The sequence below is a fragment of the Pseudomonas sp. MYb2 genome, assembly GCF_002979955.1.
Classification (GTDB): Bacteria; Pseudomonadota; Gammaproteobacteria; order Pseudomonadales; family Pseudomonadaceae; genus Aquipseudomonas.
On sequence record NZ_PCQC01000009.1, the window covers coordinates 47,339 to 62,479 of the forward strand.

Sequence of the window (15,141 nt, forward strand, 5' to 3'; positions counted from 1 at the left end):
CTTCAAAGAATGATTTCGCTCAGCTCGGCGAGTTGCATGAACACTGGCTCGCCGTGGGCAACGGCTTCCTGTCCGGCCTGAATACCGGTCAACGGGTCACTGGCGACATAGGCACTGAAGTCATAACCCGTCGCCTCTGCCAAATCGACAATCGCCACCTGGAATGTGCGGTAAGGACCCAGTTCGATTCCTTCCACCGCCTCGTGCCGGGAGCGTTTCTCCAGAAGATCGCGTAACAACTGGCCCTGACTCAGAACGTAGGCCGTGGTGTGCAACGCTTTGCCCTCAGCATCGAGGGTCGCGACCAGTTTCCAGAACTCCAGCGGCGCAATGGCGCCGTCAATACATACTTCAATCTCTTCTGAGCCTTGCTTGCGCAGGATCGGACCGGTAAACACGCAGGCCTTGAAACCATGGGTGCGTGCGCTGTCAAGAATGTAGTTTTCCAGACCCTGCCAGAGTGCCTTGCCCTGGTTCAACCGCGAGTGTTGCGCGGCGGCATTGACGTAGTGAAAGGTGTCGAAGTTGGCCTGTTCGGCTTCCTGCTGGCTGCCCCAGTTCGGGTCTTCACGTCGAACCATGTGGCCGCGGTCGATCTCTTCGTCCTGGAAGTTTTGCGCCCCGAGTTGAATGTCCCGGGGAATTCGCTCGTCGGCAAACCACTTGTCGGTACCCCGCTTGATCCGCACGGCTGCCGCGCCATCGATGTTCACGGCAGTGATCAATGGCAGTTTGTGGGTGGCTGAATACTTGACGCCGAAATGGGTGTAGCGCAGCTCATTGGGTTGCTCGGGGGTGTCACTTGGCACGGCAAGAGAAAGCTCCAGATCTGCGCTCAATACGGGCCAAGGGGTTTTGACCGTCTGCGTTGTCTCAGCAGTTTTCAGAAAGGCTGTATCGAAGCCTTTTCGTTGACTGAACCAGGCGGCGTTGTGGCTGCCATCGGCGGCTTCAACCAGTGCAGTCGTGTGCGCCTGCGCCTGCAACTGCACGGAAACCGGACGCAGACCCCGTACCAGTTCCCGTATCCGCGCCGCTGGAACCGCACTGTTCTCCTGCAGGTAAGCCCCGCTGAAATGCAAGCCGACAACCTTGCCGTCGCTCAGGCGGATCACCGGCGAACCGGAGTTGCCGCCCAGGCTTGTGCAGTCATAGGACAGTACCTGATTGGCGCCTGGCGGCTGCATGATCAAACCCGGAGCGAAGCGCTTGACCTCATAGAGTTGGCCGAAGTAGTTCGCTTGTGCATCGGCGTTATTGCGTGAGTCGTAGGCCGGATAGCCGATCAATGCGACCAGATCGTTTATTTGAACAGACTCAGTGTCTTCAATCAGTTGCATGGGGGTAGGCAAGGCAAAGTCTGCCGCCTCGATCAACAGCAAGGCGACGTCGGCGGAGGCATCGTCGGCCAGATACTGAACCTTGGTCAGCGCTACAGTACGGCTGTTGTCGCCGACCTGGCTGTGGACTTCTTCGCGAAAATCGATGGCGGCGCCCATGCGTATGCCGGATGTGTTGCGCAGGAACACCCCGGTGCCATCCGCGTTACGGAGGGCGACCAGTTTGGCAACATGACGATTAGTCACGACCAGCGCGCCCGCCCCGGAATGCTCTACCACCCAGCCTGTACCGCCCCAAGCCATATGATGATTGCGAAACTCGATGCGACCCACCGAGGGAATCCACTGCTCGACACCACGGATCAAGGTGGAGGTTTGCGGCGGCAATTTCGGCAAAGGTTGCAGCTCCACGCGGTCATTACTGACCAACATTGATGGGCGCCCGACCAGTTTGATTATCGCCTCGAAATTACCCGGGGTACCCTGCCCCAGTATCGGCTCAAGGCCACCACCGGCTTTTATGGACTCAAGACTCGCGTCGGAGAATCCGCCCCATAGCGATTCCGGTAGCCGGCCGCTATTGAAAGCTTCTTGAACCGCCGCTTCCATCTCTGGCGTCAGCTTCGCTTTCAAGTTGTTTATCCGCTCTTCGTTCGTCATGCCAACCTCCCCTGTTTCACAGTTCACCGTGCAGGATCAAAACTGTCAGTGCAGGCGCGAATAGTGCGGGGATTGCGCGCGACAGCAGTTGACGGGTAATAACGCGAGGTAATTCCGGATCCGCAGACTGGCCTTTTTGCACAACCAATGGTGCATTGATCCGTTTGCGTAACAACGACCACAGCGCAGCAGAGGGCATGCTTTCATCCCACACCCGCAGCTGCTCCTGGGCCTGTTGCAAAGGATTTTTCGAACCGAGCAGGAAACGCAAGCGCGCCTCGACGGTGTTATCCAGCAACGGGCGCTGCTTCCAACGGCCAAACCGCCGCCCGATCGACCAATTACCGGCCATGGTTCGTCGCCAGCGCTCGGCGGCGCGGCCAATCAGCAAGAGGTTTTCGTCGCGGCCGACAAATGCACTGGCCTGTGCCCAGTCGGCAAAAAGACCTATGTCGGTCAACGTACCCAAAGGGTCGTTGGAGTTCATCCGTACAGGTTCTGGTGGCCACTGTTCAATCAGCCCGCCAGCCCGGCCGACCATATCGGCAAAACGCTCGGCGGCACCGAGTAACTCGCGATTCTGCGGTATTACCATCAGGTTTTTGGCGAAAGACGCATACGGCGTCAGTGTGGCGAGTACCCGGCCGGTCTCGAATGCATTCTGTGTAGCGTTCTGCGGGATGAAGCGAGCCATGCGCTGATAACCGAAATCGACCGCCCCGGCTGCTCTGTCGCCCGAACCGTCAAGCCAGACATTGCGAGCTGCTGCGGCGAAATTACCATTGCGTTTTTGCCGATAAGTGAACTCGCAAGGCGTGGACAGATTGTCCATCAACAACGCCAGCGCCCCAAGATGAGCACAGTCGTCACTCGCCGAATCCGCCGCCTGGGCGAGGCGTTCTATGCCAGGCTGCCATTCCCGCCAGCGCTGACGCAGCCGATCCGGGCTGAATTCGGCACGCATTTCCAGCCGAACCAATGCCAGCTCTTCTGGCAACTCATAAACGTCAGCGTCTGAGTCGGTGAAGCGATCGCGCTCCGCCAGCCAGCGCTTCGCCTCAGCCCACTGCCCCGATCGCCAAAGCAGCATGCGCACCGCGTCTGCCGCCGGTGAGCGAACATCCAGGTCGCCCTCACTGACAATGCTGCGCGCCAGATATGCGCCCTCCACCCAGTCCTGACGTTTGAGTATCGTCAGGCTTTCACGCACGATCACCGCCTCGCGACCCGGTGAACCGGTCGACCAGTCTCCACGCAACTCGCTGGTGCGCTCGCCGCGAATGACGCGCAAGCCGTCAGCCACCGGGCGGGGCAACTCTTCCAGCGTCTGTTCATCAAACTGCGCGGCAATTTGACTGGGCACGCTCGGCAGCGTATTTCCCACGCGAGTCAGTTGCAGTTGGTGATACACCGTTTCAACCTGAGCCCAAGGCTGATCGAGCTTGGCAAACCAGCGCAGCGCCGCCGCATCCACTCGTGCCGATTTGACCGCGCTGGAGCTGTAAAGCAGAGGCAGCAACAATGCGCGCATATCGCTGCGATGTTTGAGAAACCCCGGTGCGCCGGGATCGGGCTCGACCAGCCAGTGCTGCGTCGCCAATTGTTCCCAGAGCTTTTCCGCGTGCTCAATGGTCAGCTTGCCAAGGCCCAATGCCGGTGCCAGAACTTCGCGAATCACTTGGGCATTGATACGCCTGACGATCAGGCCCGGGTGGGCCAGCCGTTTGAGCAGCGGGTCGTCGATACGCGACAGGAGCAATCTGTAGAGGAACGCCGAGCTGATCTCTTCGCCGCGTTTACGCCTTGGCAAGCGTTTGTCGCCGGTACGCTTGGCGATTTCAGCCCCCAAGCGCAGCTTGAGCGGATTGCCTTGGGCCAGTTCAAGTAATTCACGCCAGTAGCGCTGCGGTGCACCGAGCTTGAACAGAAACTCACTGGCCGCAGGGTGATCCAGCCCCATCAGTTCGAAATGCTCAAGGTGTCGGGGACGGCTATTCGACAGTTTGTCGGCTATGCGCTGCACACTGTCGAGCGCGTCACCGCGCCCCGCCGCCAGTACGTGCATTGGCTTCACGCCGTGCTCCAGCAGACTGTCGAGCCAATCGAACAGTCTGACCGGATGGGTTTCGCCGCGACTGCGCAGCACCTCCAGCGTATCGAGAACCACCAGCACCGGGCGCCGTGATGAGGCGACCGCCGCGCCCAACCGGCGGACAAGGGTGGTTGGCAGCGCATGACGTTGGGTCGAATGGCTGGCCTTTTCCTTGTCGAACACTTCGCCGGCCTTGAGTCGAGCGTCTTGCAACTCCTTGATGCCGCTATCCATCTGGTCTGCGAGCTGTCGCGTGGCCTCCATGGTCAGGCCCAGTAAATCCTGGACATCGAGCCCGGCGCGGTCAAAATCAAGCCGCAAGATCAACGGCCGCTGCTGCGCGTAAGTGCGCCGAACCGACTCCGCCAACAGCGTCGACTTGCCAATACCCGGTGCCCCACTCAGAAACAGACAACTCGCAGGCGGCGCCAACGCAGGAAAGTCCAGCCATGCGGCGACTCGCGCATACTCCATTTCTCGGCCGAAAAATCCGCGCTCGGCAACCTGCGCCATTTTCTTTTCCCGGTCCAACCTGACCAGCGCCGCGCGTGCCTGTGCCAGCAGATCGTGGCTCGGCGCACGTGCCCCTGCTCGATCAAGCGCAAGAATGATGCGCTCGAATGCCTCCCGTTCACGCGCCGTTTGCAGAGTTTCCTCAATCTGTGCGCGTGACAGCGGCGGCTCGTCCAGCAGTACGGCGAGAAGGTCCCGGGTTTGTTGATCAGTCTCGATACGACGCCGTTTCGCCACGCCTGCGACCAATGCCGGCTCGCTCAAGGCTTCGAGAAGTGCGTGGCGAGCTGGTGTGCGAATGAGCCAGAAGCCTTCTGCATCGGCGGGTCGGGTATCGCAAAAGTCAGCCAAACGGGTCGCCGCCATCGCGAACTCCCCAGGCCCGCTCGCAGCTTTTAGCGTCGTCAGTGCCTGGCCTGGCTTGAAAGGCCCGGACAGCGCAGCAAACAGTAAGGCATCCTTCTCCTTGGTGGAATTCATGGCCGAGGTCCTTTTTTGCAAAGTTTTTGCAGGCGTTTCTGCAACCGTTCGGCAATCGTGGTGCGCAAAGTGCTGCCGTACTGTCCGTTGACAGGGACAAGCCCTTCCAGTGCCTCCTCCACCCATTCCTCGGCGAACTCCCTGCTGATGGGGCGTCTCAAGTCGCGAGTTGCGGTATCGATAAGGCTCAAGAGATCTTTGGCATTAACGTGTGACAGATACTCGGTCATCAGCCCGGGCGGCCCCTCACCGAGGGCGTCGCCGGGAAACTCGAACTGCGCACCGGGCATCTGCACGGCTTCAAAACCTGCGAGGGCAATCCTCAGGTTTTCCAGGCGCATAGCCTGATCGACGAAGGCGGTCAACGCCCACCGGGGCTCATCGCCGAACATGACCGCCGGGTGATCGAAGAAGACCCAAAGGCGAATGCCCTGCTCATGCGCACGTTCATTGAGTGATTGCGCCACGCGCCGGGCACGATCAGCGATCATCGCCTCAGGCTCGGTCTGGTCGATGCCTGCGCCAGCCTGGGGCGTCGGCGGCTGGACGCTCAGCCCGGCGTCGGTTGCGCGGCGGGCGATTTCATTCGGCAGGTCATGGACAATCGCATCGAAACTGATGCGGATCAGACGAGTGCTCGGGCTGCGTGCCACGAGGCTTTCGAGCATCAGGAAGGTGAAAGGCAAACCGGACAGATCATTGACTAGATCGACCCGGCGAATCCATAACCCTCTGGCGCGTGGCGACCCGCGCATGGCGGTCTGGTAGCCAATGAAAAAGTCGTCGCGCCCGACAATCAAATTGCTCTGCGGGGTGCCGTCAAGCGACCAGAGCATTGGGGGCAGTTCGTCGTTGGCGATGGCCTCTTTGACGTGCTCATGGAAACGAATCAATGGGATCAGCCGGCCAAGGCCTTGCGCTCGTCCTTGATGTATACCTGTCAAAGCGAATTGGTTGTCGAAGCAACCGCCGCCCGAAGAGCCTGTCTTGTTTGTGCGCGTGCTATAGCCCCAGCGCGCCGTCAAATTACGCAGCCGTTGCAGTCTGGCGAACTCAATACCATCCCACTGGCCTTCTGGGTAGGAAACCAACATTACATCGGGAGTCCCCTTGAACGCATAGGGCGGTGCGGCAAGGTTCGCGTAAGTCAGATGAATGCCGGCCGGCTTTTTCAGACGCAACAGCGCAATATCGTGCGCATGTTCGACTTCGCTGTCATTTTTGGGTGCGCGGCCACCCACTGGAGGCCACTCCACCTCACCACAAGGCGATGAGGCCGACAACAATGCAACGTCGATCTTGCGCCCGTCTGCAAGCACCACATCGATTTTCGATAACAACTCCTGCTCGGGCTTTTGCCCCGCCTTGGCAATGACATGCCAAGCGGTCAGAACCGAACTTGGTCCGACCAGAATGCCGGAGCCTTTCACATTCCCTTGAACGCGGATCGTGCATCGAAAGGATTCCAGCCGGACTAGAAAATCACCTAACTTTTTAGTATCGAATGACGTTGCAGAATCGTCGGGGTCTACGGGAGGATCAACGGCTGGTGCAGGCCAGACACCTCGCCCGCGTAGCCCCAACAGGAACGAGGAAAGACAATCCTTGAGCTTGAGCACTTCGATCCAGTTGCTGGCCCGATCTACATCGACGCCATCGGCACCGGCATTCAGACCGTCAGCGCTTGGGGTATCGTCTCGCCCCAGCCGCATCTGCGCCAACACCTCGACAGCCTGGGCATAAGCGACAGGGTCATTGAAGATTCGCTCAAGATCTTCAGCCTCAAAATTCAGCTGATCTGCAACATCATCCGGGACAGGCATCTCACGTCTAGCCTCCAGCGCACAGGAAAGCAATCAAGACAGAGGGAGACGCAAGACTACGGCGAGGCCCTGGTCCAGTGTTTCTCGGATCCTTCCCTACTGCGGCGCTGATACTTGCGTAGGCGTCTTTACCAAAGGGCACTGCGGATGAGGTCCTATGGTAATAGCACAATGAAATCGCACCCGCCAAAAAATAACTGACGATCCCCTGCTCGGTGACCGCCAGCCTCTTGAAAAACATCGCTACAACCTGAAAATCATTCATCATCCGCTTTAGTCAGTTTTTTCTTCCAGGCATCCGCTGCAACCGGTCCCAGTGCGTCGGTCCACGCCTTGAACTCGGCCTTGGCTTTGGTGTTCAAGCCGGCCATCGAACCGCTTTCGACAATGGCAAACTTCAGATAGACACTCGCCGCATCGTCTTTCGCGTAAAACTGCAAAGGGTCCGAATACTGGTCATCCGTCACTGACTTGACGTGAAGCGGCGCATTCTCTCCTGGCGTAGACACAACAATGCCGCTGACACTGATCGGGTCACTCGCCTTGACCGTGAACTCACCCTCCTTGAAAGATTTCGCCGCTACTGACAGCGACAGTCCGATGGTGCCGGCCTCTCCTTCGCGCTTGGTCAGCGCCAGACTCGTTCGCGACGCAACCAATAACGGCGCCCACTGAACCGCTGGCGCATTTGCGTTACCGGTATTGACGCCCTTGATTTCGAACAGGATCGCCATCTGCGCTTTCGGCACCTTTTCGGCACTGACGCGCACCACCGCAAAGCATTGCGGGACTTTCAAGCCACCTCTGGTTCCCGTCCATGTCGCTGCCCAGGACTTGACGGATCGCTCTTGTATTTCATCTATTTTGGAGTTGACCGCATCAACGGCCAGCCCCCACACGACACCACCCACCGCTGTTAACACTGCTGCAGGAACCGGCGCCGTCTCTAAGTTGCGATCAGGCAATGAGACATGGCACTTATTTGCCCATGCGTATTGATCAGCGGTTCCGAATAGCTGTTCCCACTGCGAACCGTTTCCTTTGAACGTTTCTACTACAATCGGAATAACCCGGGTTTTCTCGCCTTCGCCACTGGCAGGCTCCACGGTATCGGTCATCAGAATCTTTATTGACTGACACCCCCCTAACGCCAGCAACGAAACGGCTACCAGCAGTTGATTTCGCATATTCACGCTCCATGCTTGTAACTTGCACGGATATGGCACTGCGCCATACCCGGTTAGGGTATAGCCGACTTCGAAGATCGTTGCCGGAAGTGACGTTTCTGGTATTTGCCCATGCCAGTAGAATTCTGACCGACTCGCCCCTTAAGGATCACCGCGTGACGACACGCAAGGACGCTTCTTTCGCCTATCAGGCGGTCTATCACTATCTCGTCGGCCTGATCGAGACAGCCACTGGCGCGAACGAGCAGAAACTCCCGTCCCTGCGGCAACTGGCCGAGCGTCTCGGCGTTTCAGTGTCGACAACCAAATACGCCTATGCGCTGCTCGAAGACGAGGGCCGAATCCACGCCAAAGCCAGATTCGGTTATTTCACCCGAGCAGTGTCGGCGATGCCTGTGACGCCCCGCTCAGGCAATTTGCTGGATAACGTCTTCGCCAGCGCCCGTCAGCCGGGCATGCTTGCGCTGAGCAGCGATGCCCCGGCGATGCTGCTGTCTCTGCAGCAGCCGTTGTTGATGATCGAGCGCGAACTGACTCGCCAATACCCGCAGTCTCGCGCGCCGCTGTATCAGCCATTTGGCGAGGCCGAATTACGCGCTGCCGTGGCCGAACGCTACACCCGTTCCGCTGAAAATCATTGGCAGGCCGAGCAGGTGTATATCGGCGCGGACTTGCGCAGCGTGTTCGAATTGTCGCTGACTGCATTGGACCTCAATGGCAGCGTCGCACTGGTGGAATCGCCCTGCTCGTGGGCGATTTTGCGTCAGTTGCAGGCAGCGAGGATTCGTGTGATCGAAATCCCGCTCGGCGACGACGGGCGCTTCGACTTGCCCGCGCTCAACGAAGTGCTCACGCGCGAACCGGTGCGCCTGGCCGTGCTTTCCTCAACGGTGAATATCCCCCAGGGCGCGCTGATGCCGGCGCAGGATAAACAGCAGATCTGTCGCTGCCTGGCCGAGCGCGATATCTGGCTGTTCGAAAATGACACTTGGGGCGAGTTCTGTTTCTCTCCCACAGCCGCGCGCTATCGCGACTTTGCCGATCCGGACAGGCTGTTGGTGTTCTCGACCTTCGATAAGATCATCGGTGCCGAAGCCCCTTACGGCTATGTTCTGTGCCGCCAGCAAGGGCCGCAATTGCAACGATCCTTTCTTGAGCGCGGCTTTCGTCTCTCGACGATTCGACAGAAAGCCATCGCCAGGCTCTACCTGTCCAAGCGCATTGACCCGCACCTGAAAACGCTGCGAACGATATTGCTCCAGCGCATGCACCAGATGCAGACGTTGCTGGAGCAACACGCCAATGGCCGCTGGCAAGCGATCGCCCCGCACGGCGGTGCCAGCTTCTGGCTCAAAGCGCTGCATCCGGTAGACATGCAACGGGTGTTCGAGCGTTTGCTGGCTGAGCGCATCGTCATCGCCCCCGGGGAAATCTTCAGCCAGCAAGGGGCATGGCAACAGCATCTGCGCCTGAGCTACACCGTCGACTGGGACAAGGACATTGCTCAGGCGCTGAAGACACTGGCGCAGGCTATCGGCGCCGAACCCTAGCCGCGCTCAAAGCCCATAACAATGGCGCGCCTCCGGGAAGCGGCCATCGCGCACATCGTCGGCAAAACGCGCACACGCATCACGAATCACCGCGCCGACGTCGGCGTAGCGTTTGACGAAGCGCGGCAAATGCTCACCGCCAAGGCCCAGCACATCTTCGGTGACCAGCACCTGCCCGTCGCAGGCAGGCGAGGCGCCAATGCCGATGGTGGGCATTTTCGAGTCCAGGGTAATCTGCCGGGCCACGCCTTCAGCGACGCCCTCCAGCACCAGGCTGAAGGCGCCGGCGTCGAGATTGGCCCGAGCGTCTTCGGCAATCAACGCACCCGTTTCAGCAGTCAGGCCCTGTGCCTTGAAGCCGCCCATGACGTTGACGAACTGCGGCATCAGCCCGACATGCGCCATGACCGGAATACCGCGCGCCACCAGAAACTCGACCGTCGACGCCAAAGCCTTGTTGGCTTCCAGCTTGACCGCATCGCAACCGGTGCGCGCCAGCACCTGCGCGCAATTGCGAAATGCCTGTTCATGGGATTCCTGATAACTGCCAAACGGCATGTCGGCAATCACGCAGGCCAGGCGCGTGCTGTCGACCACCGCGCGGGTGTGGCCGATGATCTCCTCAAGCTGCATGCTCAGTGTCGAGGCTCGGCCGTAACCGACCATGGCCGTGGAATCACCGACCAGAATAAAGTCGACGATCGGGTCGATCAACTTGGCGATGGGGCTGGAATACGCCGTGAGGGAAACGATTTTCTCCTGACCTTTCATGGCCACCAGTTGCGGCACAGTCAGGCGTCTGTTGCGAAGATGAAGGCTCATGCGCACCCCCAGGAGTCGATTGCCGGTAAAGCGTGATCAATGCGTAGCGTTTCCATACAGTGCCCAATATCCAAGAATTCGAGCGCTTGATTATTGGTTTATCGCCGAAGGATTCAATGTACAGATTTGCCTGAAAAAGCGACCCAGGTTCAGGTCCGGCAGCGTGTCTGCACCTGCTGACTTGCAACCTTGGTAAAGTGTTGCCTGCCAAGCCATGCAGGATTGCAGCTGGACACGGCCCAAGCCGCACACCCGCGCAGACCAGCCCCCAACATGACCAAGGAGCGTCACCCGTCATGGATAAAGACATAACCTATCGAACTGCCACCGTCGAAGATGCACTGGCGATGTGCGAGCTGGGCCAATTGCTCAATTCGGTACACCATGCAGCCCGGCCCGATATCTACGCCGCCGCGACTGGGGATTTCGCACGCGACTTGCCGCACTGGTCCAGCGTTTTCGAAAAACCGGGCCAGGTGGTATTCCTCGCGAGCGTGGGCAATCATGTCGTTGCGTTTATTACGGCCAGCGTGTCGGCCAGTACCGGGCCATTGGTGCAACCGCAAAATGTCGTGCGCATTGGCTCGGTGTGCGTGGCCGAGCCGTTCTGGGGTAAAGGCATTGGCCGCGCGTTGATGCACCGGGTCAAACACTGGGCCATCGAGCAGGATGCCCAGGACTTGCGCCTGACGGTCTGGCCGTTCAACGAACGCGCGGTGCGTATGTATGCGGAATTCGGGTTCGAGACGCGTGCGCTGGAAATGGGCATGCGCTTGTGAGCGGCGGACAGCTGCGACAATGAACAATCGTGAGCCTGCGAAATATCCGCATGGCCCCTATCGAATGGTTCGATCCTGCCGACAACACCCTGATGGACAGCGCCAGATTGAACGACGCAAGTCCCATCCCTCATTTTTGATGCAAGAGGCTGCACCTATGAGCAACGCCTGGAACGAAGGTTATTTCACCGACGAAGGCTACACCTACAGCTATAGCCGGGAAATCAATCCGGTTTTCCAGCGTTACTGCCTGTTGTTGCGCGGCTTTGCCAGTCTGGACAATCCCGACGGCTACCACTGCGAACTCGGCTTCGGTCAGGGCGTGTCGATCAACATCCACGCCACAGCCAATCCTGCCGGTTTCGTCGGTACGGACTTTCATCCAGGTCAGGCGGCCCATGCCATTGAACTGGCGGAACTCAGCAACAATGGCGCAAAGCTGTATGACGACAGCTTCGAGCAACTGCTGGCGCGCCATGATTTGCCGCAGTTCGACAGCATCAGCCTGCATGGCATCTGGAGCTGGGTCAGCCGTGACAACCACAAACTGATCGTCGAGTTCGCCCGCCGCCACCTCAAACCGGGTGGTCATCTGTACGTCAGCTACAACGCTTTGCCGGGCTGGTCGCCTTCAGCGCCGTTGCGCCAATTGTTCAGCCTGCATGACCGCTTTGCCAGCCACTCGGCCCGCCCGGATCAGCGCATCGATGCCGCGTTGCAGTTTTCCGAGGCGCTGCTGGCGGCCAATCCCAAGTACGCGATCGCCGCGCCGCACCTGGGCGCCAGGCTACAGACCATCAAAGGTCAGGATCGCCAATACGTCGCCCACGAATATTTCAATCGCGACTGGAACTGCATGTTTTTCGCCGACATGGCCGATGCGTTGGCCCCGGCCAAGCTCGACTACGTCACGACGGCGGTGCCGATGGACTCGGTCGATGCGCTCAATCTGAGCGCCGAGGGGCTGGCCTTTCTCGACGGTATCGAGCATCCGATCATGCGTGAACAGGCGCGTGACTACTTCGTCAATCAGGCTTTCCGTCGCGATCTGTACGTGCGCGGTGCCAACCGACTTAGCGCTGCCGAGCGTCGGTCGCGCATGCTCAAGACCCGATTTATCCTGATGCAGCCGGCAGAAAACGTGGCGTCCAGCGTCACTGGCCCTGCTGGCGAAGCCTCGTTGCAACCGGAGATTTACCGCCCGGTCCTCGATGCGCTGGCGGGCCAGACGTATGAAGCAAAAACCATGCAGCAGTTGCTCGCCGACGTGGCGCCGATGGCCTATGACGATCTCGAGCAAGCCCTCGCCATCCTGGTCGGCATGGGCGCCGTAGCCCCGTGCCAGAGCGAAGCCACCGAAGCGCTGGTGTACGAACGCTGCGCCGCGTTCAACCTGCAACTGTGTAAACGCGCCCTGTTCAACGCCGACATTCAGGTGCTGAGCAGCCCGGTCACCGGCGGTGGCGTCGCGGTCAGCCGCTTCCAGCAACTGTTCCTGATAGCGATCCGCCAAGGCAAACAGCACCCGGCGGAATGGGCGCAACTGGTGTGGAGCGTCATCTCCCAGCAAAACGAAGTGCTGCTCAAGGACGGCAAAACGCTGACCACCGCCGAAGCCAATATCGCCGCGCTGACCGAACAGGCCCAGGCCTTTGCCGAACAATCGCTGATCGTGCTGAGCGCTTTGAAAATCGTTTGATCGGGGTGGTGCAAGGATGCACCGCCCGTTCAGCCAAGCGGCAACTTAATCAAACGCGCCATTGAGCACTTCATAAATCAGCCCGGTGGCCAGCGCGACCAGGATCAGATCCGTGCCCGCCTGTTGCCATTCGTAGCCATCGTAATGCGGCAGTTGCCCAATCAGACGTCCATCCAGTTTTTTCGCGATCCCCGGCGGCAGCGGTTTGCCCCGGGCGAGGTTCTTTTGAATACCGGGAGGCAGCGCAGGCCCGGGGCTCCAGTAGTCGCGGTAGCCGCCGACAATTCCGAGCACATTGCCGCGATCAATGCTGGGACCATGACCCCAGTCGCCACCGCCGTTGTTGCCCTTGCTGGAATTGCCTTTCTGGTTACCGTGGCCCTGCATGTTCTGGGGATTGCCCTTGCCGTTGCCCTGGCCTTTGCCATTGCCATTACCATTGCCGGGATCGGCTGACGTTGCTGCGCTGACAATCAGCGCAAGCGATGCAACCGCTGCAATCAATGCCCGTGATCCAATCATGCGGCGTTCCCTCTGCGTTAAGTAAACCGATATCTTTTGGTCGCTGTGAGACAGTTTAGTTGATCGGGGCAGGAGCGGCGTTGCCAGCACGGATGTAACGCGCCGGATCGAGGCCGCGCTCCTTCACCAGACGGTCGATCAGATAGCTACCGGCAGTCTGTGGCTGATCCGGGTATTCGGCGTAGTGCCATCGGCCCGGGTACAGCGGCTGCACATCGACGCCGGGAAAGTACGGCGCCAGCGCATCGACCACGTGCACGCCGATTCATGCACAGCGCCTTCACAGGCGCAAATGGCGGATACGACTACGCTCATTCCATTCCCCACACGCTTGGACTCGTCCCATGACCCGCCTGTTTTTCACAACGCTGACCTTGCTCGCCCTCAGCCTGCCAGCTCACGCTGACGTCACGCCGTTCCCCGCTGCCTTCAAGACCCAGGACATCAAAGTCGAAGGCGCAACAATGCACGTGCGCGTTGGCGGCAAAGGCCCGGCCGTGGTGCTGTTGCATGGCTTTGGCGATACCGGCGACATGTGGGCGCCGCTGGCGGCGGACCTGGCGCGGGACCACACCGTGGTGGTGCCGGACTTGCGCGGCATGGGCCTGTCGTCGATCCCGGACGGCGGCTACGACAAGAAGACGCAGGCGGCAGACATTCGTGGAGTATTGAGCGCGCTGAAAATCGAACATTCGGTGGTGATCGGCCATGACATCGGCACCATGGTCGCGTTCGCCTATGCCGCGCGGTATCCGCAACTCACTGATCGGCTGGTGGTGATGGATGCCCCCGTGCCCGGCATCACGCCGTGGAACGACATCGTGCGTTCGCCGATGCTCTGGCACTTCGACTTCGGCGGCGCCGACATGGAGCGTCTGGTGGCCGGGCGCGAGCGCATCTACCTCGACCGCTTCTGGAACGAGTTTGCCGGCACGCCCGCCAAGGTCGACGAAGGCACCCGCCAGCATTACGCCAAACTCTACGCCCGCCCTGGCGCCATGCACGCCGCATTCGCCCAGTTCCGCAGCATCCGTCAGGACGCCATCGATAACGCGCCGGTTCTGCAACAGAAACTGACCATGCCGGTGCTGGCCGTCGGCGGCGAAAAATCCTTCGGCAACAACGAAGCCATCGTCATGCGCAACGCCGCCGACAACGTCACCGAAGTGGTGATCCCGGCCGCTGGACACTGGCTGATGGAAGAAGCACCTACCCCAACCATCAAGGCCGTACGCGACTTTATCGCGATGTGAGCAATTGACGTTGCCTGAACCCGATCCATGCGTCAGGATTCGCCCCTTTTGATCGCAAGGAACACACGTGGAGCATCTATTCGTTTATGGAACCCTTGGCCCGGGGCGACCGAATGAGCACGTCATGTTGAACATCGGCGGCACCTGGCAACCGGCCTCACTCAAGGGCCGCTTGGCGCAAGCGGGCTGGGGCGCGCAAATGGGCTTTCCGGGGTTGGTCCTGGCCGACGATGGCGATGTGATTGAGGGCTTCGTGTTTTCTTCCGGGAATTTTCACGCTCATTGGGCAGCGCTTGATGAGTTTGAAGGGGCTGAGTATCAGCGTGTCTTGACGCAGGTGACGTTGGCTGATGGCACCGCGCTGGAAGCCTGCGTTTACGCCCTTCGATAGTTGGTTTTTTACCTTTGCTTACTGAGTAAC

Annotated in this window: 12 protein-coding genes; 5 read left to right on the forward strand and 7 right to left on the reverse strand. The window is 59.6% G+C overall.

The window, feature by feature from the left end; genetic code table 11:
* Nucleotides 1-2 precede the first annotated feature (2 nt).
* The 4 genes from CQ009_RS16950 to CQ009_RS29850 form a co-directional block, all read right to left on the reverse strand.
* Entirely contained in the window at nt 3-2,000 is a 1,998-nt protein-coding gene (locus CQ009_RS16950) for a DNA/RNA non-specific endonuclease (RefSeq protein ID WP_177431000.1), read from the reverse strand.
* Nucleotides 2,001-2,016: 16 nt separating this feature from the next.
* Nucleotides 2,017-5,085 carry an ATP-binding protein gene (locus CQ009_RS16955; RefSeq protein ID WP_105707605.1) on the reverse strand — a complete coding sequence of 1,023 codons (3,069 nt, stop codon included), beginning with the start codon at nt 5,083-5,085 and terminating at the stop codon, nt 2,017-2,019.
* On the reverse strand, nt 5,082-6,908 hold the full coding sequence (locus CQ009_RS16960; RefSeq protein ID WP_105707607.1) for a serine protease: 1,827 nt from the start codon (nt 6,906-6,908) through the stop codon (nt 5,082-5,084). Before CQ009_RS16960 ends, CQ009_RS16955 begins: the two co-directional genes overlap by 4 nt.
* A 257-nt stretch (nt 6,909-7,165) precedes the next feature.
* The gene (locus CQ009_RS29850; protein WP_146117550.1) at nt 7,166-8,095 is read right to left on the reverse strand and encodes a hypothetical protein; all 930 of its coding nucleotides are present in this window, start codon (nt 8,093-8,095) and stop codon (nt 7,166-7,168) included.
* Between the two features lie 155 nt (nt 8,096-8,250).
* On the opposite strand from CQ009_RS29850, the gene CQ009_RS16970 reads away from it, so the two are divergent.
* The gene (locus CQ009_RS16970) at nt 8,251-9,645 is read left to right on the forward strand and encodes a PLP-dependent aminotransferase family protein (protein ID WP_105707610.1); all 1,395 of its coding nucleotides are present in this window, start codon (nt 8,251-8,253) and stop codon (nt 9,643-9,645) included.
* 6 nt (nt 9,646-9,651) lie between these two features.
* Here the strand turns inward: CQ009_RS16970 and panB are convergent, their stop codons facing one another.
* Entirely contained in the window at nt 9,652-10,467 is an 816-nt protein-coding gene (panB, locus tag CQ009_RS16975) for a 3-methyl-2-oxobutanoate hydroxymethyltransferase (RefSeq protein ID WP_064390364.1), read from the reverse strand.
* Nucleotides 10,468-10,763: 296 nt separating this feature from the next.
* Between panB and CQ009_RS16980 the strand changes: the two genes are divergently transcribed.
* Complete coding sequence (locus tag CQ009_RS16980; RefSeq protein ID WP_064390365.1) at nt 10,764-11,246, forward strand: GNAT family N-acetyltransferase; 483 nt, start codon at nt 10,764-10,766, stop codon at nt 11,244-11,246.
* 157 nt (nt 11,247-11,403) lie between these two features.
* A complete protein-coding gene (locus tag CQ009_RS16985; protein WP_105707613.1) occupies nt 11,404-12,945 on the forward strand; it encodes a class I SAM-dependent methyltransferase in 1,542 nt (513 codons plus the stop codon).
* 45 nt (nt 12,946-12,990) lie between these two features.
* Here CQ009_RS16985 and CQ009_RS16990 read toward each other — a convergent pair whose 3' ends face one another.
* Together CQ009_RS16990 and CQ009_RS16995 are read right to left on the reverse strand one after the other, a co-directional pair.
* A complete protein-coding gene (locus CQ009_RS16990; RefSeq protein ID WP_105707615.1) occupies nt 12,991-13,467 on the reverse strand; it encodes an anti-virulence regulator CigR family protein in 477 nt (158 codons plus the stop codon).
* A gap of 55 nt (nt 13,468-13,522) precedes the next feature.
* The gene (locus tag CQ009_RS16995; RefSeq protein ID WP_064390368.1) at nt 13,523-13,726 is read right to left on the reverse strand and encodes a hypothetical protein; all 204 of its coding nucleotides are present in this window, start codon (nt 13,724-13,726) and stop codon (nt 13,523-13,525) included.
* 85 nt (nt 13,727-13,811) lie between these two features.
* Between CQ009_RS16995 and CQ009_RS17000 the strand changes: the two genes are divergently transcribed.
* Together CQ009_RS17000 and CQ009_RS17005 are read left to right on the forward strand one after the other, a co-directional pair.
* A complete protein-coding gene (locus tag CQ009_RS17000; protein ID WP_105707617.1) occupies nt 13,812-14,720 on the forward strand; it encodes an alpha/beta fold hydrolase in 909 nt (302 codons plus the stop codon).
* Nucleotides 14,721-14,787: 67 nt separating this feature from the next.
* On the forward strand, nt 14,788-15,111 hold the full coding sequence (locus tag CQ009_RS17005) for a gamma-glutamylcyclotransferase (protein WP_105707618.1): 324 nt from the start codon (nt 14,788-14,790) through the stop codon (nt 15,109-15,111).
* Nucleotides 15,112-15,141 lie beyond the last annotated feature (30 nt).

Excerpts from the sequence above, each read along its gene's own strand:
- CQ009_RS16985 (WP_105707613.1), top strand. The coding sequence starts at position 11,404 with ATGAGCAACGCCTGGAACGAAGGTTATTTCACCGACGAAGGCTACACC.
- CQ009_RS16990 (WP_105707615.1), bottom strand. The coding sequence starts at position 13,467 with ATGATTGGATCACGGGCATTGATTGCAGCGGTTGCATCGCTTGCGCTG.
- CQ009_RS16960 (WP_105707607.1), bottom strand. The coding sequence starts at position 6,908 with ATGCCTGTCCCGGATGATGTTGCAGATCAGCTGAATTTTGAGGCTGAA.
- CQ009_RS16980 (WP_064390365.1), top strand. The coding sequence starts at position 10,764 with ATGGATAAAGACATAACCTATCGAACTGCCACCGTCGAAGATGCACTG.
- CQ009_RS29850 (WP_146117550.1), bottom strand. The coding sequence starts at position 8,095 with ATGCGAAATCAACTGCTGGTAGCCGTTTCGTTGCTGGCGTTAGGGGGG.
- panB (WP_064390364.1), bottom strand. The coding sequence starts at position 10,467 with ATGAGCCTTCATCTTCGCAACAGACGCCTGACTGTGCCGCAACTGGTG.
- CQ009_RS16950 (WP_177431000.1), bottom strand. The coding sequence starts at position 2,000 with ATGACGAACGAAGAGCGGATAAACAACTTGAAAGCGAAGCTGACGCCA.
- CQ009_RS17000 (WP_105707617.1), top strand. The coding sequence starts at position 13,812 with ATGACCCGCCTGTTTTTCACAACGCTGACCTTGCTCGCCCTCAGCCTG.
- CQ009_RS16955 (WP_105707605.1), bottom strand. The coding sequence starts at position 5,085 with ATGAATTCCACCAAGGAGAAGGATGCCTTACTGTTTGCTGCGCTGTCC.